Source organism: Cohaesibacter marisflavi, from assembly GCF_963665895.2.
GTDB classification, from domain to species: domain Bacteria; phylum Pseudomonadota; class Alphaproteobacteria; order Rhizobiales; family Cohaesibacteraceae; genus Cohaesibacter; species Cohaesibacter marisflavi.
The window spans coordinates 4,883,062-4,907,984 of sequence record NZ_OY762534.1; the positions used below are offsets into that span (position 1 = coordinate 4,883,062).

Here is a 24,923-nt window from a genome sequence, read left to right on the forward strand (position 1 = left end):
GCGAGCGGAGGCTTCTAGCCCTCAACCTTGTAGGGGTGGCCAAAGGCGCCGAACACCGTGCAGGTTTTGGCAGCGAAGGTGGCCGCCTGATCAAGGGCTTCTTCGACTGCATTGCCCATCAGGGTGCTGGAGATATAGCCCGCGATGAAAGAGTCGCCCGCGCCAAGAGTATCAATCACTCTGGTTGGCTTGATGCCCTGACGGTAACGTTTGCCATCCACCATCCAGAAAGCTCCATCGGAGCCGCGCGTGACGCCAACGGTGGAAACGCCCAATTTGTAAACCGTGTCGATCAGATCGTCGATCTCGGAATCATTGAGGGCCGAGCCAGAGAAGAAGGCTGTCGTGATATGGGGGGCGATGCTTTTGACGTAATCCAATTCATGGCGCCATGAGAAATCGAAGGAGACGCTTTGAGCTCTTTCGCGGATGTTTGGCAACTCATGGTCGAGGTTGCTGAAAAGCGAGCTGTGTACATGGCCATAGCGTTCAACGGCGTCGAGATCGGCTTCTTCCATACGCAGGCCCAAACGTTTCTGGATGCCACCCTTGTTGGATCTGAGGAAAACGCGGTCGCCCTTTTCGTCAAGATGCACGATGGCCTTGCCATTTTCCCCATAGGCCTGTCTGACGCGCTCAAACCAGACATTTTCTGCCGCGAGCGAAGCCAGAACATGGCCACCTTCCACATAATTGCCGACGATGCCGATATAGCCTGCATCATCAAGGCCGAAACGTTTGGCCAGAACAGCGACATTGAGTGCATTCCCGCCGGGAAAAAATTCGTTTCTGTCGAGATAGAAGTCGACGACATTATCTCCGATGCCAAGCAGGGTTGCACGGTTTGGGGAAGGGGTCATATCGCAGCCTCTCGATTATTCTTGCTGTTCCGACGCGATTATTCTTGATGATCTTTATATTGAAAAGCAGGTGGCGAAGGCCGCCACCTGCGTAAACAGATTAGTATTCCATGCGCCACATGTAGCGACGAACGGTCAGCGGATGACCGCGGGAGTCGCTGAGTGCAACGGCATAGGTGCGCAGCAGGGCGGTGAACATGATCGGAACCAGATATTCCGCTGCATCACCGGCAACCTCTTCAACGCCGAATTCTTCAGCATCGAGAACCAGCAGGCGTTTGGAATATTTCTCGGCAAATGCCAGAGCGCGTTCGTCCATCTTGCGGGAATTGGCAAGGGTTTTCAAAACGATGAACGGAGTGTCGAAATCGGTGATTTCGAAAGGACCGTGGAAATATTCGCCAGAATGGATCGCTGCGGAGTTAACCCACTGCATTTCCTGCAGAAGGCAGATAGCAAAGGAATAGGCAATGGAGTAGCAGGAACCGGAGCTCATCGTGTAGATGACTGGTTCGCGCTTGTAGGATTCAGCCCAGGCTTTAGCATTGTCTGCGTGAGCAGCTTTGACTTTTTCTGCCTTGTCATGAAGCGTTGGCAGTGCGGCTTTGACCTGATCGATCTTGGTGTTGCCTTCCAGCTCTTTCAGGGAGCCCAGAACCAGCTGCACCAGAAGCAGAGCGTTGTGCTTTTCACCAACGGTCAGCGGATCGAATTCATAATAGATGGACTTTTCAGCAGCTTCATCAAGCTCGGATTCCGGCTTGTGGGTGAAGGCGATGGTCAGGGCACCAGCTTCGCGTGCATAGCGGGTTGCAGCGATGGTTTCTGGGGTGTTGCCCGAATGGGAGCAGGTAACAACAACGGAATTCTTGCCGAGACGAACAGGCGCACGAGCAAGGAATTCAGCGGAGCTGTAGGAATAGGCTGCGACGCCTTTGGCCTCGCGGTCCATGATGTACTGGCCCTGCATGAGAAGGGCGTTGGATCCCCCACATGCGACAAAATAGAATTCCGTGACTGACTCGCGTGCTGCAACCGCAGCAATAGCCTCATCAAGGCCGGTATTTTTTACTTGATCATTCATGATGAGATCCTTATGACGTTATATGACGTCCTATTATTTATTCCCTCGTTGGAGCCGGAGTCAACACAGCTTTTGCAGTTGTTGGCTAAAAAAGCTGGAAAATGGCAAAGGCGCTTTCGTCTTTGCGCTCCATTCGGTTAGTCTGGCGGGGAATCGGACCGCAGATTGGAGCGCGCAAGAGGCATAACTTGATTTTATGCGCCGCGCGATTTTAAGGTGCGAGGGCCGAATAGGGGACGTGGGGTGTGGGCGTTCCGCATCCGGAAGCCGAAACTGAAAGTTAAGCGATTGTCTGAGAATTCGAATCCACTTGCCAAGAATGCAGCGGCCCCACTCTATGAGCAGCTCAAATTTGCGCTCAAGGAAATGATTTCGTCCTGCGCACTCGGGCCCGGCGATGCGATTCCGACGGAGACCGAATTGTGCAAGCGCTACGACGTCTCTCGCATCACCGTGCGCCGCGCGATTACGGAGCTTGAGGATGAAGGAGTTCTGGAAAAGCGGCATGGCAAGGGCACCTTTGTCACCCTGCCAAAGATGGAAACCAGCCTGCTGAATCTTGGCGGTTTCTCTGAAAGCTTTGCCTTGCGCCGCTATCGGGTGGAAAAAGAAATTCTTGAGATGGGAGAGCAGGACGCCGACGAGGATCTTGGCGACAAGCTGGCTATCGCGCCGGGGAGCAAACTGCTTCACATCAGTCGCCTGATCACAGCCGACAGCACGCCCATCACGATTGAAAGCTCTTACTTCTCGTTGGATCTTTTTCCCGGATTGCTGGATGAGATTCATGATGACACGTCGCTCTATAGCCTGATGCAGACCAAATATGGTCGCGAGGTGAAACATGCCAAACGGGTCATCAATTGCCGGGTTTCAACGCCGAAAGAATGTGAGATTTTCCACTGCAACAGCGGGGACATCATGTTCGAGGTGGAGAAGACGGTGTATGGCGATGAGCGGGAAACGCCGCTGCAATATTCCATGCTGCTTACCCCGAGCGCGCGCATGAATCTCGTCATCGAAATCTGAGATAGCCTTTCCTTGCCAAGAGAAATCACATGGCCGAACTGGGTCTTTTCTGTCCGGTCAGGTGTCGCGAGTTTGCCGAATTGCTGCGTCATGCGTTTTTGTCATCTAAGGGGCTGAAAGGACTTGCGGCCAAAGCCATGTGCGTGGGCAGCGGGCGGCTGGTGGTCCGCTGCATCTGTTTCTTGAAAAGGCAAAAAGGGTGGGATCTCCAGCTGGTGCCAGAGATCCCGAGGTTGCTGCTTATTGCGTGTAACCGTAAACCTGTTTTGCATAATCCTTGGAGATGCGGTCTTCTGCGAGATCGCGCTCGATGGCTTCCTCGGACCGCTTGGCCGGATCGCCATAGCCACCGCCGCCGGGGGTGACGATTTCGACGACTTGGCCGGGTTTGAGATCGGCCATGCCCTTGAACTCGGTGCGTCCGTCGCCAAAGTCCAGATGGGTCATCTCACCTGGCTTGCCGCCTTCCAGTCCCCATGCGCAGGAACTGACGCGGGAGGCTTCGACCGAGAAACGGCAGGGCTGTTCCACGCGATAAACGCGCCGAATGCCCATGCCGCCCCGATATTGCCCACCACCGGCAGATCCATCCACCAGCTCGTAGCGCAGCAGCGTGAGCGGATATTCCAGCTCAAGTGCTTCAACGGGCAGGTTGGAAGTGTTGGTCAGGTGTACCTGAATACCGGACAGACCGTCCTTGGTCGGGCGAGCACCACCGCCGCCGCCAATGGTTTCCAGATACACCCAGATGGACCCGTCTTCGCGGGTGCCATTGAAAATGGCGCCTGTGCAGCAGCCGTTACCCGCAGCAGGCACCTTGCTCGGGATGGCCTTGGCAAGAGCGCCTTCGATAATGTCGGCAACGCGCTGGCAAGCCGCGATCCGGCCTTCAACGGCAGCGGGATGCTTACAGTTGAGAATTGAGCCTTCAGGCGCGGTGACCGTCAATGGGCGGGCAAGGCCTGCATTTGGCAGGATGGTCGGATCGACAACCGCCTTGACCGCATAGTAGCAAGAGGCCAGAAGCGAGGTATAGATCATGTTGAGGCCTGAGCGCACCTGCGGTGGGCCATCAAAAGCGAGCGTCATTTCATCTCCGGCGACTGTGATGTCGACCGAGAATTCCATGCGTTCCTTCCACTGGTTGCTGTCGAAGATATCAGAGAAGGAATAAGTGCCATCGGGAATGGCAGCGATACCGGCGCGCATCTTGCGTTCGGCATAATCCTGCAGCTCTTCACCGGCTGCGAGCACTTTCTCCGTGCCATATTTGGCGCAGAGATCCTGCATGCGCTGAACGCAGAGGCGGTTAGCCGACATCTGGGCGCGCAAGTCGGAGATGCGCTCGTGCGGCACCTGACAGTTCAGCAGGAACAGGTTCTGGATGTCTTCCTGCAGCTCGCCAGCCTTATAGAGACGAACCGGCGGAATGCGGATGCCTTCCTGGAAGATATGTTCATGGCCGAGGTCGGCAAAGTCGGAATGGTGGGCGGTGTTCACGGCCCAGCCAACCAGCATTTCTTCGACATAGATCGGTTCTGCCATCACGATATCAGGCAGGTGGGTTGCGCCGCCTTCGTAGGCATCGTTGCCGATGAAGACGTCACCGGGCTTGATGTCGGCGATATCGAAGCGCTTCATGATATGAGGCAGAATGCCGATGAAGCTGCCAAGATGCATCGGGATATGCTCTGCCTGACACAGGGTGTTGCCCTTGTTGTCGAACAGGGCCGTGGAGCAGTCGCGGCGTTCCTTGATATTGGTGGAATATGACGCGCGCACCAGTGCTTCGCCCATTTCTTCCACGATGGAAGACAGGGCGGAGCCGATGACTTCTACGGTGATTGGATCGATCGTGCTCATTGGGCGATCTCCACAATAAGATTGAGGTTGGCGTCCACGGTGGCGGTCATTTCAGGCAGGATGACGCTGGTTGTGTCCATCTGCTCGATGATGGCCGGTCCGGAGATCTGGTTGCCATGTTTGAGAAGCTTGCGGTCATAGACCGGGCTGGTTACGAAGTCGCCTGCAGAGGCCAGCCATACGTCGCGTTCGCCGATCTTGGCGGCATCTGCCGAGGGACCGTCGAACGGATAGGACTGGAGCTGGGCTTTCTTGACTTCGCCGATGGCCTCGAGTCTCAAGGTGACCAGCTGGATTTTTTCGCCTTTGGCGATGAAGCCAAAGCGCTGTTTATGGACGGCTTCGAAGCCTTCTTCCAGCTGCTTGAAGGTATCAAGGGTGATCGGACCTGCGGGGACAGGAACGGAGAGTTCGTAATTCTGGCCGGCGTAGCGCATGTCCACTGTGCGGACTTCCTTGCGGCGCTCTTCAGGAATGTTGTCGCTGACAAACCATTCCTGAGCCTGAGCGGACAATTCTGCAAAACCGCCTTCGACGGCGTCCAGAGAGTTGGCGTTCAGTTCTGTGAGGCGAGAGATGGCAAAGTCGGCACGCAGATCAGTGAGCAGCAGACCAAGTGCACAAAGAGCCCCCGGCGTCAGCGGGATGATCATGCGTGAAATATCAAGCTCCTGCGCGAGGCGAGCCGCATGCAGTGGACCGGCGCCGCCAAAGGCCATCAGGGTATAATCACGCGGGTCATGGCCACGCTGCACGGAGATCACGCGGATGGCTTTTGCCATGTTGGCAATGACAACCTGCAAGATGCCGTCAGCGGTTTCCATGACGCCCAGACCAAGCTGGTCTGCAAGGCGCTGAACCGCTTCCAGAGCCAGATCACGGCGCACCTTCATGCGGCCACCAAGGATCTCGACCGGGTTGAGGGTCTGCAAAACGATATTGGCGTCGGTCACGGTTGGTTCTTCGTTGCCATTGCCATAGCAGACCGGGCCCGGATAGGCGCCAGCCGAGCGTGGGCCAACCTTCAACAGGCCGCCGCTATCGACATGGGCGATGGACCCACCACCAGCCCCGACGGTATGGATGTCGAGCATCGGTGCCTTGATTGGATAGCCATGCACGTCGGCTTCACCGGTCAGATTGCAGGTGCCGTTCTGCAGGAGGGCAACGTCAGAGGAGGTGCCGCCGACATCAAAGGTAATGATGTTGGGGAAGCCTGCCATTTTGCCGATTTCCTGCGCGGCGACAACGCCGGTGGACGGACCGGAGAGCACGGTGCGTACAGGCAGGTCTGCGGCTGCGTCAAAACCGATCACGCCACCGTTGGACTGGGTGAGCTGTGGGGCAACCTTGAGGCCGACTTCTTCAAGACGTTTGCGCAGTCTTTCGATATAGCGCTTCATCACTGGGCCAAGATAGGCGTTGACCACTGTGGTGGAGAGCCGTTCGAATTCGCGGAATTCAGGTGCGACTTCATGGCTGGTGGAGACGAAGACGTCTGGCAGCATTTCTGCGACGATCTTCTTGGCCAGTGCTTCATGCTCGGTGTTGAGGAAGCCATATAGAAAGCAAATGGCAACGGCCTTCACATCCTGCTCGGCAAGCAGTTGCACTTCTTTCTTGAGGGCGTCCACATCCAGAGGCAGGTCGACGGTGCCATCGGACTTGAGACGCTCCGGTACCTGACGGCGCAGGTCGCGGGAGACCAGCTGCTCGGGTTTGTCGACATTCATGTCATACAGGCTTGGACGTTTCTGGCGGCCCAGTTCGAGAAGATCGCGGAAACCATCGGAAATCAGCAGGCCGGTCTTGACGCCGCGCAGCTCGATAAGAGCGTTGGTGGCAACCGTCGTTCCATGGCCCAGAAAGCCCAATTCACTTGCGGTCGTATCAACCTGCTCCAGGCCTTCGACAACGCCCTGTGCGATGGCACGGGACGGATCGTCGGGAGAGGATGACAGTTTCCAGATTTCCAGGCGTCCGGTTTCCTCTTCAAACAAGCAGATGTCGGTGAAGGTGCCACCAGAATCTACTCCAATTCTCCAAACCATTGTATTCTCTCTCTTATATGGAACTATGCTGACTGACGCAGCTTCGGTGATTGGGTTTTGCCAAACCGGTCAAAGCGAAACGGTTTTGGATCCACCGCTGGTTTTACGCCCCTTACGATCTCTGCGATGAGTTCGCCCGCGCCCGGTCCGATGCCAAATCCATGTCCAGAAAAGCCGGAGGCGATATGTAGGCCGGGGATCTGCTCGATCGGGCCGATCGCCGGCACCGCGTCGGGGGTGGTGTCGATAATGCCTGCCCAATTATGCGTGATGTGCGCAGAGGCAAACTTCGGGAATGCCGTCTTCAGGGTTTTCAAGGCCCTGATGTTGAAAGGCATGTGCGGAGCCGGATCAAGAATGCGCACCTTCTCAAAAGGCGTTTCTTCATTGAGGGACCAGGTGCGGGGAACCCGGAGCTCGGAAAAGAACATTTTGGTCAGGCGCACATTCAACTCGCGCCAGCTCTTCATGAGAACCGGTAGGTAGTCAAAGAAGAGCCGGAAATGATCGGGGGTGAGGGGGGCAATATTATAGTTTCTGAGTGCCACGAAATGCGCACCATCTACTGTTTCCCTGAAGGCAAAATCGCCACCACCCACTGCCATGGTCGGCACATCGGACACGCCTTCCACGCGGGCAGCGGTGCCCAGAACCTTCAATTGCGGGAAATTGAGCCCCAGATTGCCAAGGAACAATCGGCTCCATGCGCCAGCGGCAAGGATGGCGGTTGGCGTCTTGATGGGGCCATGTTCTGTCACGATGGCTGAAAGCTTGCCCGCTTCGGTTTCAATGCCGCGCACCGCGCAATGCTCAAGGAATGTTGCGCCCAGCTTCTGGGCGGCTCCGGCAATGGCTGGCGCTGCCTTGCCCGGTTCGGCACGGCCATCGTCGGCGGTATAAAGGCCCATGCGAAAGCGGGGAGCGATGCCGGGCAGGAGCTCTTCCAGCTCCTTGGGGGCAAGCACTCGACTGTTGAGATTGGCGGCCTGGCCGATCTTGCTCCAGTCTGTCAGTTCCTTTTCTTCGGCGCGGGTGCGGGCGACATAAGTGATACCGGTCTCACGAAAGCCCGTATCAATGCCGTATGTTTCGTCCAATTTCCGCCACAGGCTGAGAGATCGCATGGTCAGCGGCAGCTCGGCTGCATCGCGGCCCATCTGACGGACCCAACCCCAGTTGCGGCTTGATTGTTCTGCGCCCACGAGGCCCTTTTCGCACACGACCACCTTGAGGCCCGCTTCGGCAAGAAAAAGCGCCGCCGAGGTACCTGCAATGCCTGCGCCGATGATGACCACGTCGGCACTCTGGGGCTGGTGGGTTTGCGGTGTGATGCGTTCTAGAAGTGGTACAGGCATGGTTTTTGTCCTCTAGAGCATGTCTTCGAGGCGACAATTGACCAGCATCTCTGCCATGGCCGCATTGTTGGGAAGTTCGATTGCGGTGCGGACCAGATGGGCGATGGTTTCCGGCTGTGTCATGTCTTCCGGAGAGACCTTGGCGGTGTAGGAGCTCATGTCCGAACGGACAAAACCGGGGCAAATTGCAGTCGCTCGTATACCTTGTTCCCAGGTGACATGTCTGGTTGTGTGCGTAAGCCCCATGGCTGCGAACTTTGACATGTTGTAACCGACAAATTCGTTACGTACCCGCTTGCCAGACAGGGAAACGATATTGATAATACGTCCGTGTCCTGTCTTTGCCAGGTGGGGCAGACACAGCCTTGTCATGCGTAGGGGCGCCTTGACATTCACTTCCAGAAGTTCATCTAGCGCATCTTCATCGTCGTCCAGCAGACTGAGTCGATTTCCGTTGCCAGCATTGTTTACCAGCGCATCAATGCGGCCGAAGTGGTTCACTGCTGATTCAACCCATTCCTTGGCGCTGACTTTGTCATAAGCATCAAATCTACCAAAATGCATCGTTGAATCTTGCTTGCCGTGCACCTTTTCTAGCATAGATACATCACGGGCCCCAAGAGAAACTCCATACCCATTTGCGCGCAGATGGCACGCAATTGCGGCTCCAATGCCCCGATTTGCCCCGCTAATGAGAGCAATTCTTGTATTTTGCGTCTTGCTCATCGTGCTTTTGTCCCGTGATGGAATTGGTGGATGATGAGAGGATATATCCATAATCGATGCGCAGTAAACCGAAATTCTATCATTTTCTTTCGTAACCCACCGGGAAAACGAGCATGAAGCGCTCAATTTTTGAGCATTTGAGCTTATTTTTAGCAATTAGTCGGTTTTTGGTACCGGTGTCTATTAGGTATCTTGACAATATTTGGAATTTTGTGGCTGCATATGGGAGAAATGGGGACACACCTTTCATTTCGCTCTTAATAAAGAGCCGGAAGCGGAACCACTGGGTCGAATGCCGACTGGAGGATTAAATGACGATTTCAAGACGTGACCTTCTTAAATACTCAACCATTCTGGGCGCAGCCACCTTGGTTGGAACACCTGCCTTTTCTGCTGGCGTGAAATGGGATCTGGCTGACGAATATGGCAGTCAGTCTCTGACCGGTCAGGCCTGCAAATTCTTTATTGATGAACTCAAGAAAAAAGTGGGCGATGCTCTGCAGATCACCTACCAGGGCGGTGGCGCTCTGGGGTACAAGTCTGCTGACCATTTCGACGCTGTCGAAGATGGCGCGGTTCAGATCGCCATTACCCTGATGACGCAGTTGGGCGGCATCGATCCTTTGTTCAACCTTACTTCCCTGCCTTTCATGGCGCGGTCTCCTGAAGAAGCCATGTTGCTTTGGAAAACTGCCAAGCCCGAATATTCCAAGATCTTTGAAGATCATGACATGAAGCTGCTTTGGGCTATGCCAAACGCGCCGTCCGGTATCCATGCCAAGATGCCGATCACCTCGGTTGATGCCATCGAAGGTCTTCGTATCCGCACCTATGATGTGAACGGCACCCAGACGCTGGTCAATGCTGGCGCGTCTCCGCTGCAAATCGCCTGGGGGGACCTTATCCCTCAGCTTTCCACCGGTGGTATTGATGCGGTTCTGACCTCGGCTGATGGTGGCATGCAGCTTTCCATCTGGGATTATGTCTCCGACTTTACCGAGATCAACTATGCCATGGGGCTGTTTGTCTGCCACGTCAACAAACCCGCCTTCGATGCGCTGCCTGCTGACGTCCAGACTGCGATCATGGAAATCTGTGATGCTTGTGATGCCTACGCCTGGAAGATTGTCGTCGATTCCATCGAGAAGTCCTACAAGGTCATGGCTGATCATGGCATGACAATCACCCATGACGAAGATGTGCCTGATGAAGTCTTTGAGCTGCTGCAGAATGCGGGCAAAAAGGTCAGAGACGAATGGCTCTCTGAAGCAGGCGAAAAAGGTGCCACTGTGCTTGAAGCCTTTGAAGCCCAGAAATCCAGCTAATATTACGCCGGTGCCTGCCTCATGCAGGCACCGGTTTCTATTTCAAGTCACGCCTCCCTTTTCTTAAGGTCACGACTAGATGTCCACGAATCCAGGATTTGAAGCACCAGAAGACGAAGTGGCTTCTGATGTTTCTCCATTTACATTCCCATCTCACCCGAATGATCCGGTCTGGCTGGCAGTTCTAAGCCGAATTTCCAGCAGCCTGAATCTCTTTTGCGCTGTGATTTCGGCCGTCATAATCGCCCTGATGACGCTTTTGATCATCCTTGAAATCTGTCTGCGCTTCTTCTCCCTTTCCACCTTCATGGCGGACACGCTTGTTGGCTATGGCGTTGCAGCAACCACATTTCTTGCTGCCGCTTGGGCTCTGGAACATGGGGCAATGATCCGGGTGACAGCGCTGACCAATCTTTTGCCGACTTATGGTAAGTGGATTGCCGAGGTGTTCTGTCTGATTTCGGTCGAAGCCATTCTCTGGTTCCTGATTAGCTACCAGTGGCACTCTGTTTACAAATACTGGGCGCGCGGCACGGTCGGGCAACACTATATCAAGATCCCGCTCTGGATACCTGAGAGCTTCTTCCTCATCGGGCTCGTGCTGTTGAGCCTACAGGTTCTTGTCAGAGTGCTCCGGCTTTTCGCCGTTGGGCATACATCAGAGCGTTCGCTCACCATTTGAGTGTTGAAAGGGTATAATAATGTCTGTTGCTGTTGCTTCAGTTCTTCTTTTGGCGCTTCTCGCCTTGTTCCTGGGCGCTGGAACCTGGATTTTTGCCGGCCTGCTGCTTTCTGGCGCCGGGGCCATGTGGCTTATTCTTGATTTTCCGTGGGTGCGCATCGGGGCCATTGCCACCAAGGTGATTTCCTCCTCCGCTGTTTCCTGGGAGCTGGCGGCCATTCCCATCTTTATCTGGATGGGGGATATCATTTTCCGGACTGATATTTCCGAACGCCTGTTCCGCGGTCTGGCGCCTCTGGTTGCCAAGATACCGGGCGGGTTGCTCCACACCAACGTATTCGGTTGCACCCTGTTTGCAGCAATCTCCGGCTCTTCGACAGCCACCACGGCCACCGTGGGCAAGATTACCGTGCCGGAATTGAGAAAGCGCGACTATAGCATGTCGCTTGCTGCCGGCTCTCTGGCCGGGGCAGGGAGCTTTGGCTTGCTGATTCCGCCCTCGATTGCCATGATCATTTATGGTGTGCTGGCAGAGGTTTCCATTGCCAAGCTGTTCATCGCCGGTATCGTTCCGGGCATGATGATGGCAGCCCTCTATTCAGGGTATATTGCTATCATGTCGATTGCCTTTCCGCATATGGCACCGAAATATGATGGTGATGTCTCTGGTCGGGCCATGCTCAAGGGACTCGGCGAATTGGTGCCGATTGCCACATTGATGTTTGTTGTGCTCGGTTCGATCTATTCCGGTCTTGCGACGCCATCTGAAGCGGCGGCTGTCGGCGTGTTCTGCGCTATTGTGATCACCTTCGTGACCGGCCAGTTCAGCGTCAAGCTGCTCGTGGAAAGTCTGATGAATACGCTGCGCATCTCCTCCATGATCTGCATGCTGATTGCTTCCTCGGCCTTTCTGTCGGCGGCCATTGCCTATATGCATCTGCCGACCATGATCACCGAGATGATCGCGGGGCTTAATCTGTCGCCATACGGTGTGCTGTTGATCCTTGCTGTTCTGTATATCGTGCTGGGCATGTTTCTTGACGGCACCTCGATGACGGTGATGACCGTTCCGATTGCTGTGCCTTTGATCATGCAGGCTGGCTATGATCCGCTCTGGTTCGGGGTCTATCTGGTGATCATGATTGAAATGAGCACCATCACTCCGCCTATCGGGCTCAATCTCTACATTCTCCAGGCTCTGACAGAGCGAAGTCTTGGCGCCACGATTCTTGCTGCGGCTCCTTTCTTCTTCCTGCTGTGTCTGGGGACTGCGTTGTTGGCCGTTTTTCCGCAAATCGTCCTTTGGCTGCCGTCTGCACTATAGTTGGATTAGGTCTGGATTGGATAAAATCGTCCATTTCCCCAATCTCGATTTTCGGTATAGGTTCAAGTCAGGGTTGAATGAAGTATTTTTCCTAGTTAAATACTCCGTCAGCCCTGACGATCCTGAAACAACTGGAGTTTATCTTGGTCGAAACACCTGTATCTCTGTCTGAAGAACTGTTGCCTGCTGAGCGACGACAACAATTGATTCAGTGGTTTCAAACCAATGTGTCCGGTACGAACCAGGAATTGGCACGTATGTTCAATATTTCCGTCTCCACCGTGAGGCGGGATCTGGATTCGCTGGCGGCCGAGGGCATTGTGCGCCGAACCCATGGCGGGGCGGTACGTATTCGTTCCAGAACCAATTTCGAACCCTCGACCGATCTGGCGCGCCGGACCGCGATTGAGGAGAAGAACTCGATTGTGCGTCACACGCTGCAGATGATCGAGCCCAAGCAGAGCATCATTATCGATTCGGGCGCCGTGATTGCGCATATGTTGGCCGAGGAACTCTCGGTCCAGTCCATCCCGCTCACCGTCATCACCAACGACCTCTATGTTGCAACGACCCTTGCCTACAAGGAGCATATCAAACTGATTGTTCCCGGGGGCTCCTGTCGCTTCGGTTCTTACGGATTGCTCGGACAGCCGGGACTGGATTTTCTGGTTGATATCCGCTGCGATTGCTTCTTCATGTCTGCACAGGCGCTGGATCTGGAATGCGCATCGGAAACTCTGCTTGATGTAATGCTGATGAAAAGGGCGATGATCGAGGCGGCTGAAAGAACGGTTCTGATGCTCGATAGTAGTCGTTTCTTTGATCGTGCGCTTTATCGCACAGTGCCGACCGAGACATTTGATACCATCATCACAGATGAAGGGTTGTCTGAAGAGGCGATTGAAAAGCTGCGTCTGCGCGGGATCAATCTGGAAATTGCCAAGCTATAAGGTGGGTTCCCCCTTGGGGCATGCGTTCATGCTATGCTGAAGAGCTGAAAGAGAGTTTTCTCTTTTGAGCGATAAAATGGGTGTGTTGGACGCGCTTAGAAGATTTGTCGATCCAAATCGTCACAGCAGAAATTTCTCTCCTTTTTCATCTTGAGCAAATGCGCGTCATTTCAAGCTTTTACGCGTTTGTTGACTTGCTTTGCTCTCGGTTCCTATACCAAGGATGGTTGGGTATTGCCTTGACACTCACTCTTTTTGACTTTATGACATCGATGTCAGACACCGATGTCATTTTATGATTTCGGTTCGTCATCAAGAGAAAGACGAGAGCAAAGTGGCAACCATTTACGATGTAGCCAAGCTGGCAGGTGTATCACCCAAGACCGTTTCGCGGGTGTTGAACGGGGATGCGCCGGTCAAGAAACAGACCCGTGATGCCGTGGATGCCGCCATGGCAGAGTTGGGCTATGTGCCCTCCAATGCGGCGCGCATGATGCGCTCGAACAAGTCAGGGCTGGTTGGCTTGATCACTGGTGCTATTTCGCATGGCATCGAACCCATCGAGCCGGAAGGCTTGCCTGATCTTTTCATCGTGCAGGGTATTCAGCATGTCATGGGCTCCAGCGGCAAGACATTGATGATCTCCGATACCGATGGTGTTTCCGATCAGGTGCCGCATCTGATCCGTACCTTTCTGCAGCATCGGGTCGAAGGCATCATCTATGTGGCCGATCACCACAAGCAGGTGACTTTGCCCAAGGTGCCGGATGATTTTCCGATTGTGCTTGCTAACTGCTTTGATCCTGAGGGGCATCCAAGCGTGTTGCCTGATGACAAGCAGGGGCAGAAAGATCTAGTGGCCAAGCTCATCCAGAGCGGTCATCGGCGGATTGGCTATCTGACGCTGGACCGCACACTCGTTGCAACGGGATTGCGCTATCGCGGTTATCGCGAGGCGTTGGCCGTGGCTGATATTCCTTATGCCGATGAGCTGGTGAGCATGGGCTATGAGGAAGGGCAGGAGCGTGAAAGCCAGATATTGATGCAGGCGCTTGATCGCCTGCTTTCTCTTGAAGAACCGCCAACCGTCATCTGCTGCGGCAATGATGAAATGGCGCTGCGTCTGTATGGCCTGTTGCGCTCGCGCGGCATCCGGGTGCCGGAGGATATCTCGGTTGCTGGCTATGACAATTATCGCGTGATTGCCGAAACTCTGTTTCCGCCACTCACCACGGTTGAGTTGCCCTATTTCACCATGGGGCAGATTGCCGCCCGGCATTTGCTGGCTTTGATGTCAGAGCAGGAGGAAAAGCCGGAGCTTCCGGGGCTGGTGGGTAGCCCTGTGTGCTGGCGGTCATCGGTGACAGCGCTCAATACAGTCAGTGTTTTGAATTCTAAAGGGAGGAATAACCAATGAAACTCACGAAGATACTTGTTGCTTCATTCTGCGCGTCGACACTCATGTCTGGTGCAGCCTTGGCGCAAACCGATCTGACCATGTGGTATCATGGTGCGGGTAATGATGTTGAAAGCAAGATCATTAACCAGATCGTTGATGACTTCAACACCAGCCAGAGTGACTGGAAAGTCAACATCGAAAGCTTCCCGCAGACAAGCTACAACGATTCCGTTGTGGCGGCTGCGCTGGCTGGCAACCTGCCTGATATCATCGATGTTGATGGCCCTATCATGCCGAACTGGGCATGGTCTGGCTATATGCAGCCCTTGCAGATTGATGAATCCAAGATCGAGAATTTCCTGCCCGGTACAAAGGGCGTGTGGGATGGCAAGCTCTATTCCATCGGTCTTTGGGATGCCGCTGTTGCGCTTTACGCCCGCACCTCCACTCTGGAAGAGCTCGGCCTGCGTACGCCAACACTGGATAAACCATGGACAAAAGACGAGTTCATGGATGCCCTCAAGAAGGCCAAGGCTTCAGGCAATTATAAATATGCGCTGGATCTTGGTATGAATGATCAGGGCGAGTGGTATCCTTACGCCTATTCTCCATTCCTGCAAAGCTTTGGCGGCGATATCGTGGACCGCTCCACCTACAAGACCGCTGAAGGTGCCTTGAACGGCGACGCCGGGCTGGCCTTTGGCGAATGGTGGCAGAGCCTGTTCACGGAAGGCTACGCACCGGGAACCTCTGAAAGTCCGGCTGATCAGCAGACCGGCTTCATCGATGGCAGCTTCGCCTTCCAGTGGAACGGCAACTGGCGCGCAGTGGCCACAATGGCCGAAGTGGATGATGTCGTTTTCCTGCCTGCTCCTGACATGGGCAATGGTCCGATGATCGGGGCCGGTTCCTGGCAGTTTGGTGTTGCCAAAACATCCGAGCATCCGGACGGAGCTTCTGCCTTTATCGAATTTGCTTTGCAGGATAAATATCTGGCGGCCTTCTCCGATGGTATCGGCCTCATTCCGTCCACGGCCTCTGCGGCTCAGATGACGGAAAACTACAAGGATGGCGGGCCGTTGGCTGTCTTCTATGATCTCTCCAACGCACAAGCAAAGGTACGTCCGGTGACGCCGGGTTATGTGGTCCAGTCCAAGGTCTTCACCAAGGCCATGGCAGATCTGGCCAATGGCGCCGATGTTGCCGACACTCTTGATGCGGCCGTTGACGAGATCAATGCCGACATCGAGAAAAACAGCGGTTACGGACACTGATCCTGTTTCGGGCCCGCTTAGCTGCGGGCCCTTGCTCTTTTCGTTGAGCACTGAACCACCGTGTGGCTTGCTTCCTTATGGGAATGAGCCCCTATCCGGGTGGCCCTGTCGGAAGATGTCTTCCGGCGGATGCCTGCTCTTACCCAGCTGAACCGGAGATTATGATGGCTTCGAAGCTTACACGCTCGAATGGGGCAGGATGGGCTTTTGCCTTGCCTGGCTTTATCTTGCTGTTTCTCTTCATTATTTTGCCCTTCTTTTTCGCCTTCTGGTTTTCCCTGACCAACCAGCGGCTGATCTCGCCGAATCCGACCGAATTTGTCGGATTGTCGAATTACGAGAATCTGCTTGGTGTCTCGATCCTGACGCTGGAGCCTGAGCGCGATGAGGCCGGACAAGTCGTGCGGGATGACGATGGGGCAATTTCCTATCCCCGCGTGCGCACGATCACGCGCAATCCAGACTTCCCGCAATATAAGGGCATGCGGGAGTGGTTCCGCTGGCAAAGTGGCGAGAATGCCCGCGTTGTGGTGGCCAAGGATGTGGTCTTCATGAAGGCGCTCACCAACACCATGCTGTTTGTGTTGATCATCGTGCCGTTACAAGGGGGCGGAGCGCTGGGGCTTGCTTTGCTGATCAACCAGAAATTACGGGGGATCAACGCTTTCAGGGCCATCTATTTCACGCCGGTGGTCATTTCCATTGTCGTGATTTCGCTGCTCTGGCGCTTCATCTATGACGGTGATGATGGGCTGCTCAACAATGTTCTGGCCGCGCTCACCTTTGGGGCATTCGAGCCGGTAGACTGGCTGGGCAATACGGATACGGCGCTGGGGTCCATTATCGTCATGTCGGCCTGGCAGGCCATGGGCTTTCATATGGTGATCTGGCTCTCGGGGCTGCAAACCATTCCGGCAACGCTTTATGAAGTGGCCGCTATCGAGGGTTCCTCAAGCTGGCAGACCTTCCGCTATGTGACATGGCCGGGACTGCGCAACACGGCGGTTCTGGTGTTGATCGTGATCACCATGCAGGCCTTTGCGCTGTTTGCCCAGATTGATGTCATGACCAATGGCGGACCGCTGGATTCAACCCAGACGCTGGTATTTCAGGCGGTTGAGCGCGGCTATGGCAAGCAGGATATTTCCGGCGGGTCGACCATTTCGGTCATCCTCTTTTTCATCGTTCTGCTGATTTCGCTGGTGCAGCGCTATCTGACGAGGGAGAAACGCTAATGGCACAGGTATCTCCAAAGAATGAAGGTTTGCTGCTGGTGTCCCGCTATCTGGTGCTGGGGCTGGTGGCGGCGATCTTCCTCTTCCCGCTTATCTTCATGATGGTGTCATCCCTCAAACCGGATGCGCAGTTGCTGGCTGATACCAGCTCTCTCAGAGCATTTCTGCCGGTGGGAGACGTGAGTCTTGATAACTATTTCGCGGCGTTTGATCGGGCGCCGATCGGGCGCTTCATGCTCAACTCGGTACTGATCACCGTAACGACCGTCATCCTGTCGATCATTATCTGCTCTGTTGCGGCCTTTTCCTTTGTCTATCTGGAATGGACGGGACGCAATGTGTTGTTGTCGATCATTCTGGCAACGCTCATCATTCCGTTCGAGACCATTGCCGTGCCTCTTCTGCTGCTGGTCTCGCGCCTGCCATGGCTGGGGCTTGAAGGCATGGAGTGGGGGTGGCTCAACACCTATCGGGTACAGATCATTCCTTGGATTGTCGATGCGCTGACGGTCTTCCTGTTCGTGCAATATTTCAAGGATCTGCCGCGCGAGCTGATCGAAGCGGCACGAGCGGAAGGAGCCAGTTGGCTGGCAGTCTACCGGCGGGTCGTGATGCCCCTGTCCGGGCCAGTGCTGGCGACAGCAGCCATTCTCAAGGCACTCAAGATGTATAACGAGCAATATCTCTGGCCGCTGATCGTTGTTCAGGATGAAGCGCACAGACCGATCATGGTGGGGCTTGGCTATTTCTTCCAACTGGATGTCGCGTGGGGTGAACTGATGGCCTATCTGACGCTCATCTCCATCCCCGTTCTGCTCTTCTATCTGATCATGCAGCGGGCGTTTATCGCCTCCATCGCGTCCACCGGGGTCAAAGGTTAAAAGAACAATGGTAATAGAACTTGAAAAGCAATGGATCTGGGACAGCTGGTACGCCCATGACGGCACCTGCTGGCATGGATATTTCCTCAAGGCTGACAAGGCACTGGGGGATTCCGATCTCAGACACCTGAATGTATCCCAAGGGCATGCGATCAGTTCCGATCTGGTCAATTGGACCCATCTGGGCACCTGCTTTGCTCCGTCTGAAGGCCCTGCCTTTGATGACAAGACGACATGGACCGGCTCTGTGTTGCAAGGGCCGGACGGCACATGGCATCTCTTTTATACCGGCACCTGCAAGGCTGAGAATGCGCTTTATCAGCGGATCGGGCATGCCACATCAAAAGATATGCATAACTGGACGCGGGTTGGTGACCAGCCCTGTCTAGATCTCGTTGGCCCTGTCGCCAGCGCGTATGAAACCGAGCATATGGTTGGTCATTGGCATGATCGGGCCATGCGCGATCCGTGGGTCATGAAAGATCCTGATGGCCATGGCTGGTTGATGTATTTCACCGCCCGGGCACCGGATATTGCCGAGGCCAATGCGGCGGGAGCCATTGGTTTTGCGACCTCGCCGGATCTTTATAACTGGACACTTCAGCCCCCTGTTTTCGTTGGCGGGTTCGGCCAGTTGGAAGTGCCGCAAGTCTTCAATGTCGGGGAGCGTTGGTATTGCCTCTTTTGCACATCGGCAGAGCATTGGTCTGAAGAGCAAAAGGCCACGGCGGGCACGCCACCCGTTACCGGCAACCATTATCTCATCGCCGACAATCCGCGTGGGCCGTGGACCGTGGCGCCGGGCTTTCTGGATGGCGGGCTACCATGCCGCCGTTATGCTGCGCGGATTCTCAAAACAGATGAAGGGCTGGTCATCCTTGGCTTTGATGACAATGGACGAGAGACTTTCATCGGCAAGGTCAGAGATCCTGAGCCGGTGAGTGTTGATGAACAGGGTTATCTGCATGTGGCCGGAGAGGGCCAGCAAGGGGGGAACCATGGCTGACGTCATTCTCAAGGATATTCGCAAGAGCTTTGGGCGGGTTGAAGTGATCAAAGGCGTCGATATTACCATCGAGGATGGGGAATTTGTCGTCTTTGTCGGCCCTTCTGGCTGCGGTAAGTCAACTCTGTTGCGCATGATTGCCGGGCTTGAGGACATCACCTCCGGTACGCTGGAAATCGGTGGCTCTGTGGTCAATGACGTGCAGCCCAAGGAGCGCGGCATCGCGATGGTTTTCCAGAGCTATGCCATTTTCCCCCACATGACGGTGCGGGAAAATATGGCCTTCGGCCTTACCATCGCCAAGGCGTCCAAGGAGGAGAAGGAGAGCAAGGTGCAGGAGGCGGCGCGTATTCTGCAAATGGAAGATCTTCTGGATCGCAAGCCAAGCCAGCTGTCCGGCGGACAGCGTCAGCGGGTTGCCATCGGGCGGGCCATCACGCGCAAGCCTTCGGTCTTCCTGTTCGATGAACCGCTCTCCAACCTTGACGCCGCCTTGCGCATGGATATGCGCATGGAAATCGGTCGTCTGCATGAACAACTCGCCGCGACCATGATCTATGTGACTCATGATCAGGTGGAAGCCATGACCCTTGCCGACAAGATTGTCGTGCTCAAGGATGGCAAGGTGATGCAGGTTGGCAAACCCATGGAGCTATATCACGAGCCCGCGAACAAGTTCGTTGCTGGATTTCTGGGGGCTCCGTCCATGAACTTTCTGGAGGTCGATGTTCAGGAGCTCGGTGAAGGCAGTGCCGTCGTCAGCAATGGCGCTCTTGAACCGACCACCGTTAAAACGCGCGGGCGCACCTTCACCAAGGGCGGCAAGGCCACGATGGGCATTCGGCCACAATATCTGAAGTTGGCAAAGGCTGGTGAAGGCATGTTGCATGGCGCGGTTACTCTCACCGAACGCCTCGGTACGGAAACCGTTGTTGATGTGTCTCTGCTAAGCGGCGGCAAGGTGATTGCATCCTTTGATGAGGATTTGATCCTGACAGCAGGTGAGCGGCTTGATCTGACGTTTGATGCCGATCAGGCACATTTGTTCCATGCGGATGAATAGTCGGCATTTCTTTCTGCTCTAAATGAAAAGCCCGCTGGTGTCATCCGGCGGGCTTTTCCATATGGCGTCTCTGCGCTCTTGTCATTGCATCTTGCCTCGATGATGGTTATGTGAAATGGCTGCGCCTCTTTTCAAAACGCACTCGTGAGAGATCCGCCATGCCTGCAATACCCGTTCCTTTTCTCGCTACAGCGTTGCTTTTGGCTCTGCTGATTATTCTGTTGAGGCGGCAAACATCCAGCCAAACTTTTCTGATTTTTCTTGCCGCTGCTGCGTTTCAAACTGCGATTGTCGGCTTGCGATGGAGCTGGGAAAGCGACTGGCTTCGAACCTTGCAGCCGATCTCTGCATCGCTGGTGCCGATCTTTGCCTATTTCGCCATCGCTGATCTTGATAATCGGCCTGTTGTCTGGTGGAAGCATGCTGTGGGGCCCGTCGCAGTCATTCTGGCTGTGTTCTTGCTGCCTTTTGCCATCGATCCTTTGCTCAGCCTGATCTTTCTTGTTTATGCATGGCTTGTTTATGCAAGCCAGCCGGAAAGCGGGATCTCGCCCAATGCCAGGTTTGGCAGCGAGATGACCATATCGCGCATGCGCAAGGGGCTGGCATTTGTATTGGCCATGAGCGCTGTTTCGGATCTGATTGTCTCTGCGCTTTTAAGCTCGGGATATACCGTTTTCGCCGCGCCTGTCGTTGCTGTGACGGTAAGTGTGGTGCTTTTGGTCATCATGGTTGCGCTTCTGGGGCGGACGGGCATGGAGATGCCGCCAGATCTTGATCCCAACACCGCTGAGGACGCACCCGTTGCGGAAGTCGCTTCGTATAAAGAGCAAGATGATGTGCAAGTGGTTGAAACGCTGGCTATTGTTGAGGCGCTGTTCAATCAAGGGCTCTATAAGGATTACGACCTGACGCTGGCGCGTTTGGCGCGACGGGCTCATGTGCCAGCCCGGACCATCTCCCGGGCCGTGAATGATATTTACGGTGTTACGATAACGGATCTGGTCAATCGCTATCGTGTTGAGGAAGCCATGCGTCTCTTGAGGGAAACCGACATGTCAGTGACGGAGATCATGCTGGAGGCCGGCTTCCAGACCAAGTCCAATTTCAACCGCGTTTTCAAGGCGCTTGCAGGGCAGACACCAAGTGCTTACCGGACCTCAGAAAGGTGAGGATGGTTTGGGCAATCTGTTGGTGCAGTTGCTCTCTTGGTGCGGTTTCTCCTTCACAGACATAGGCATCCTGTTCCAATAGGGCGCTGGCTCCGGGTTTGCAGCGGCTCATGAAGGAGAAATGCGTCGCTCCGATGACCTCTGCATAGCGGCTGACCGAAGTTGGCAGCAAGGCGGCCTGCTGTCGGCTCTCCCAATCGATAGGCAGTGCCGGATCTTCCACGCCGGAGGCGAGGGCCAGTAGCGGAATCTCGATGGAGGCAAGGCTATCGGGTGTGAAAGCGTGAATGCCCTCCATATCCAGCAACACAACAGAAGAGACACGCTCATCTTTGGCTGAGACTGAGGGCATGCTGTGTGTCAGCCCTCCCTTGCGATAAACGGTGCAGACCATTTTGCTGGTATCATCCCCGCAGGCATCGAGAAGACGGGACGGGCTAAATGTTCCTCCTGCAAGAAAGAGCGCGGTTGAGCCGCCCAGCGAGTGGCCAATGACGGAGATGCGGGATTGATCGATTGTCGGGCCGAAAGAGCGATCTTGCAGCAGGGCTGAGAGAACGCGCGAAACCTGACGGGGGCGCTCTGCGAGATCTTTGGCCCAAGACGGGTTCATATCAGGGAAACTGGTGCCGGAGTGATTAAAGGACGCAACGACATATCCCGCCCTTGCCAGATGGCCAGCCAACCAGGCCTGATTGCGCCAGAGGCCGCTATAACCATGAGACAGGATCACCAGCGGATGTGGCGCGTCCGCGATGGGAGCCTGTTTGATGACATCAACGCCGAAGAAGACCTTGTTCTCGGCAACCTTGGTGATAGGGGCTGTTTGATCGGTCGGGTACCACATCATGACATCGCTGCCTGCCAGTGAGATTTGTCGGAAGCCGGTCATATGGTCGGTCGGTGCTGCAGTGCCTGAATGGCTGAAAAAGAGAATCGCTAGAAGGGAAAGAATCAGACGCATTGTGCCTCCAGTAGGTTTGAGAATATCGATGAAGGCATCATGGGTCGGGTATATTTTTCGCGAGACCTCAAACGCGATTGAGGACCTGAGAAAATAATAAAGATATGATTTGAAAAGGGTTTTATTGCCTATTTTCGTGCGGGATATGTCTGGTCTGGCCAGATGCATTCGGGCAAAAAAATAGCTGAACCGAAGTTCAGCTATAAAGTTTTTTCTGCGCTAGTGCGCAGAGCAATCACCTTCCAGAGGGGAACAGCTGGCTACAATCTCAAAGAGGGTCAATACCCAAAAGTGATAATTGCCTACAGCTTGTGCAAAGCATGCATAATATTTATGCAAACTGCAATGAGTATTAGCACATAGCTGATGCCCATTTCCGGTATAAGACGCTAATCGTTTTTAATAAGCTTCCAGAAACCGCGGTTTTTTGCACTTCCTGGGGTGTTCAGGTTCCCGGTCGTTGTTAGAGCCTGCGAATTATCATCTGCAAAAATATGGTGGATCAATATTCCCTATGCCAGTTGAAAGAGCAGACGTCTATTGATTATCGGGAATCATAGCGCCGACGGGATGGCGACTGGAGTTCAAAAAAACCAAACTCTGGAGAAATAGGCAAGTATTCTGCAATATTGATCTACCGATCGAGCACATGATGGCGATATACAACAATAATCCGACAATGCGTCGATGAATGAATGTTGAAAGGACAGGTTATGGAACTCACTCAGGATTGGGATAAGACCTTCCCCAAAAGTGACAAGGTCGATCATCGCAAGGTTACCTTCACCAACCGCTATGGAATCACGCTAGCCGGGGATCTCTACACGCCCAAGAATGGCAAGGCTCCGTTTGCTGCTCTTGCCGTTAGCGGCCCGTTCGGTGCTGTGAAAGAACAGTCATCTGGCCTTTATGCCCAGACCATGGCCGAACGCGGATTTGTTACTCTGGCTTTTGACCCGTCCTATACGGGCGAGAGCACTGGCGAGCCGCGCAATGTTGCCTCTCCAGATATCAATAGCGAAGATTTCAGCGCTGCGGTGGATTGTCTTGGTCTACTGGATAATGTGAATCGCGATCGTATCGGCATTATTGGTATTTGCGGGTTCGGTGGCATGGCTTTGAACGCCGCAGCCGTGGATAAGCGCATCAAGGCTGTGGTCGCAAGCACGATGTATGACATGTCCCGTGTCATGTCTAAAGGCTACTTCGATAGCACCACGGCCCAAGAGCGTACTGAAGCTCTTGAGCAGTTGGGGCGTCAGCGCTGGGAAGATGCCGAGAAAGGCAGCCCGGCCTATGGTCCCGTTTCCCTTGAGCTTCAGGGTGGTGAGCCAGAATTCGTCGTGCAATATGCCGCTTACTACAAATCCAAGGACCGTGGCTTCCATCCTCGTGCAATCAACTCGAATGCTGCGTGGACGGTGACCAATCCGCTGTCCTTCATGAATATGCCGCTGTTGAGCTATATTGACGAGATTTCCCCGCGGCCCATGCTTTTGATCCACGGTGAGAAGGCCCATTCGCGCTATTTCAGTGAAAGCGCCTATGAAGCGGCTGCCGAGCCAAAGGAACTGGTGATTGTTGAAGGAGCCACCCATACCGATCTCTACGATCAGATGGACAAGATTCCTTTCGACAAGATCACGGGATTCTTTAACGACAATTTGTAATGCACCCTCCCAAGCCGCTCTCGGGCGGCTTGGGTTTTGAGCCGAAGGATGGATTGATGCCAAACCATCATGTACCAAGCGCAAGCATGCAGCCTCTCGCACAGATCATCGATCTTTGGACGGCAGAGGCGGAGAATGTTGACACCCCCATTCCCGGGCTTGGTTTTTTTCGGCGTCCTCTTCCAACGGAGCCTGATCTCTGTCTGGTGGAACCTGCTCTTCTGGTTGTCGTGCAGGGAGCCAAGCAGATGCTGGTTGGTGGGGTGCCCTATCGTTATGACCCTTCGCGCTTTCTGATCACGTCGCTCGAGATTCCGGGCCGTACCCAGATTATCGAAGCAAGTCCGGAGGCTCCTTGCCTCGGGTTGATCCTGACGCTTGATTTGCGTTTGCTGGCAGAAATGGTTGCGCAGAATATGATTGCGCCCTCGCAACGGCTCAAGGATCGCAGCAGTGTTGCTGTCGGAGAGTTGACGCCCAGGATCTTTGATCCTGTTGAGCGGCTGGTAGCATTGCTTGATGAGCCAGATGCAATTCCGGTTCTGGCACCTTTGATCAAGCAGGAACTCCATTACAGACTTCTGATGAGCGATCAGGGCATGCGCCTCTGGTCCTTTGCCGCTTCTGGCAGCCCAAATCATCGTATCATGACAGTTCTTAACTGGATGAAGCTGAATTACGCTGCGTCCATGCGGGTAGATGACCTCGCAGCCCGTGCGCAAATGAGCGGCTCGGCCTTTCACCAGCACTTTCGTGATCTGACCACGATGAGCCCTCTGCAATATCAAAAATGGCTGCGGCTGAATGAAGCGCGACAGCTGATGCTCAATAGTCGCCTTGATGCCGCGAGCGCCTCATTTGAGGTGGGCTATGAAAGCCCCTCCCAGTTCAGTCGCGAATATGCCCGCCTGTTCGGCCTGCCTCCCAAACGCGATATCGAGCAGCTAAGGACGCATGGGGCTGTTTAGTCGATAAAATTCAGATCTTTGTGAGGCAGAGTATGATGGCCT

General features: G+C 54.6%; 21 protein-coding genes. 14 read left to right on the top strand and 7 right to left on the bottom strand.

Annotation, left to right across the window (positions count from 1 at the left end):
- Positions 1 to 14: 14 nt before the first annotated feature.
- Together ACKPCT_RS22665 and ACKPCT_RS22670 are read right to left on the bottom strand one after the other, a co-directional pair.
- Positions 15 to 860, bottom strand: a complete 846-nt coding sequence (locus ACKPCT_RS22665) for a PfkB family carbohydrate kinase (RefSeq protein ID WP_319568046.1) — start codon at positions 858 to 860, stop codon at positions 15 to 17.
- Positions 861 to 960: 100 nt separating this feature from the next.
- Positions 961 to 1,944 (bottom strand): SIS domain-containing protein, encoded by a 984-nt coding sequence (locus ACKPCT_RS22670; protein ID WP_090075219.1) that lies wholly within the window; start codon positions 1,942 to 1,944, stop codon positions 961 to 963.
- Between the two features lie 288 nt (positions 1,945 to 2,232).
- On the opposite strand from ACKPCT_RS22670, the gene ACKPCT_RS22675 reads away from it, so the two are divergent.
- Positions 2,233 to 2,973, top strand: a complete 741-nt coding sequence (locus tag ACKPCT_RS22675) for a GntR family transcriptional regulator (protein WP_090075218.1) — start codon at positions 2,233 to 2,235, stop codon at positions 2,971 to 2,973.
- Positions 2,974 to 3,213: 240 nt separating this feature from the next.
- On the opposite strand, the gene ACKPCT_RS22680 is transcribed toward ACKPCT_RS22675, so the two are convergent.
- Genes ACKPCT_RS22680 through ACKPCT_RS22695 form a run of 4 tightly spaced genes read right to left on the bottom strand, consistent with a single transcriptional unit; the run spans position 3,214 to position 9,019 of the window.
- Positions 3,214 to 4,836 (bottom strand): hydantoinase B/oxoprolinase family protein, encoded by a 1,623-nt coding sequence (locus tag ACKPCT_RS22680; protein WP_090075217.1) that lies wholly within the window; start codon positions 4,834 to 4,836, stop codon positions 3,214 to 3,216.
- Positions 4,833 to 6,887, bottom strand: a complete 2,055-nt coding sequence (locus ACKPCT_RS22685; protein ID WP_319568047.1) for a hydantoinase/oxoprolinase family protein — start codon at positions 6,885 to 6,887, stop codon at positions 4,833 to 4,835. Before ACKPCT_RS22685 ends, ACKPCT_RS22680 begins: the two co-directional genes overlap by 4 nt.
- A 23-nt stretch (positions 6,888 to 6,910) precedes the next feature.
- Positions 6,911 to 8,242 (bottom strand): NAD(P)/FAD-dependent oxidoreductase, encoded by a 1,332-nt coding sequence (locus ACKPCT_RS22690; protein WP_319568048.1) that lies wholly within the window; start codon positions 8,240 to 8,242, stop codon positions 6,911 to 6,913.
- A 12-nt stretch (positions 8,243 to 8,254) separates the two neighbouring features.
- A complete protein-coding gene (locus ACKPCT_RS22695) occupies positions 8,255 to 9,019 on the bottom strand; it encodes an SDR family NAD(P)-dependent oxidoreductase (RefSeq protein ID WP_319568049.1) in 765 nt (254 codons plus the stop codon).
- Between the two features lie 260 nt (positions 9,020 to 9,279).
- Between ACKPCT_RS22695 and ACKPCT_RS22700 the strand changes: the two genes are divergently transcribed.
- The 11 genes from ACKPCT_RS22700 (at position 9,280) to ACKPCT_RS22750 (ending at position 21,279) form a co-directional block, all read left to right on the top strand.
- A complete protein-coding gene (locus tag ACKPCT_RS22700; protein ID WP_090075213.1) occupies positions 9,280 to 10,293 on the top strand; it encodes a TRAP transporter substrate-binding protein in 1,014 nt (337 codons plus the stop codon).
- Positions 10,294 to 10,372: 79 nt separating this feature from the next.
- On the top strand, positions 10,373 to 10,975 hold the full coding sequence (locus tag ACKPCT_RS22705; protein ID WP_090075212.1) for a TRAP transporter small permease: 603 nt from the start codon (positions 10,373 to 10,375) through the stop codon (positions 10,973 to 10,975).
- Positions 10,976 to 10,994: 19 nt separating this feature from the next.
- Complete coding sequence (locus ACKPCT_RS22710) at positions 10,995 to 12,299, top strand: TRAP transporter large permease (RefSeq protein WP_090075211.1); 1,305 nt, start codon at positions 10,995 to 10,997, stop codon at positions 12,297 to 12,299.
- A gap of 143 nt (positions 12,300 to 12,442) precedes the next feature.
- Positions 12,443 to 13,249 (top strand): DeoR/GlpR family DNA-binding transcription regulator, encoded by an 807-nt coding sequence (locus tag ACKPCT_RS22715; protein WP_244544802.1) that lies wholly within the window; start codon positions 12,443 to 12,445, stop codon positions 13,247 to 13,249.
- Between the two features lie 334 nt (positions 13,250 to 13,583).
- Positions 13,584 to 14,666: a LacI family DNA-binding transcriptional regulator gene (locus ACKPCT_RS22720; RefSeq protein ID WP_319568050.1), complete on the top strand. Its 1,083-nt coding sequence runs from the start codon at positions 13,584 to 13,586 to the stop codon at positions 14,664 to 14,666.
- Positions 14,663 to 15,922 (top strand): ABC transporter substrate-binding protein, encoded by a 1,260-nt coding sequence (locus tag ACKPCT_RS22725; protein ID WP_090075210.1) that lies wholly within the window; start codon positions 14,663 to 14,665, stop codon positions 15,920 to 15,922. The genes ACKPCT_RS22720 and ACKPCT_RS22725 overlap by 4 nt, the downstream gene beginning before the upstream one ends.
- 164 nt (positions 15,923 to 16,086) lie before the next feature.
- Positions 16,087 to 17,157: a carbohydrate ABC transporter permease gene (locus tag ACKPCT_RS22730; protein WP_319513944.1), complete on the top strand. Its 1,071-nt coding sequence runs from the start codon at positions 16,087 to 16,089 to the stop codon at positions 17,155 to 17,157.
- Entirely contained in the window at positions 17,157 to 18,038 is an 882-nt protein-coding gene (locus ACKPCT_RS22735; RefSeq protein WP_090075209.1) for a carbohydrate ABC transporter permease, read from the top strand. Before ACKPCT_RS22730 ends, ACKPCT_RS22735 begins: the two co-directional genes overlap by 1 nt.
- Positions 18,039 to 18,045: 7 nt before the next feature.
- Positions 18,046 to 19,044 carry a hypothetical protein gene (locus tag ACKPCT_RS22740; RefSeq protein ID WP_319568051.1) on the top strand — a complete coding sequence of 333 codons (999 nt, stop codon included), beginning with the start codon at positions 18,046 to 18,048 and terminating at the stop codon, positions 19,042 to 19,044.
- Positions 19,037 to 20,107: an ABC transporter ATP-binding protein gene (locus ACKPCT_RS22745; RefSeq protein WP_090075207.1), complete on the top strand. Its 1,071-nt coding sequence runs from the start codon at positions 19,037 to 19,039 to the stop codon at positions 20,105 to 20,107. The genes ACKPCT_RS22740 and ACKPCT_RS22745 overlap by 8 nt, the downstream gene beginning before the upstream one ends.
- A 158-nt stretch (positions 20,108 to 20,265) precedes the next feature.
- A complete protein-coding gene (locus ACKPCT_RS22750; RefSeq protein WP_090075206.1) occupies positions 20,266 to 21,279 on the top strand; it encodes a helix-turn-helix domain-containing protein in 1,014 nt (337 codons plus the stop codon).
- Here ACKPCT_RS22750 and ACKPCT_RS22755 read toward each other — a convergent pair.
- On the bottom strand, positions 21,227 to 22,243 hold the full coding sequence (locus ACKPCT_RS22755) for an alpha/beta hydrolase family protein (RefSeq protein WP_319568052.1): 1,017 nt from the start codon (positions 22,241 to 22,243) through the stop codon (positions 21,227 to 21,229). The two genes, ACKPCT_RS22750 and ACKPCT_RS22755, sit on opposite strands and share 53 nt — an antisense overlap.
- 713 nt (positions 22,244 to 22,956) lie before the next feature.
- Here ACKPCT_RS22755 and ACKPCT_RS22760 point away from each other — a divergent pair.
- Both ACKPCT_RS22760 and ACKPCT_RS22765 read left to right on the top strand, forming a co-directional pair.
- Positions 22,957 to 23,913, top strand: coding sequence for an alpha/beta hydrolase (locus ACKPCT_RS22760; protein ID WP_090075204.1), 957 nt, complete (start codon positions 22,957 to 22,959; stop codon positions 23,911 to 23,913).
- A gap of 56 nt (positions 23,914 to 23,969) precedes the next feature.
- Entirely contained in the window at positions 23,970 to 24,881 is a 912-nt protein-coding gene (locus ACKPCT_RS22765) for an AraC family transcriptional regulator (protein ID WP_319568053.1), read from the top strand.
- The last annotated feature ends 42 nt before the right edge of the window (positions 24,882 to 24,923 follow it).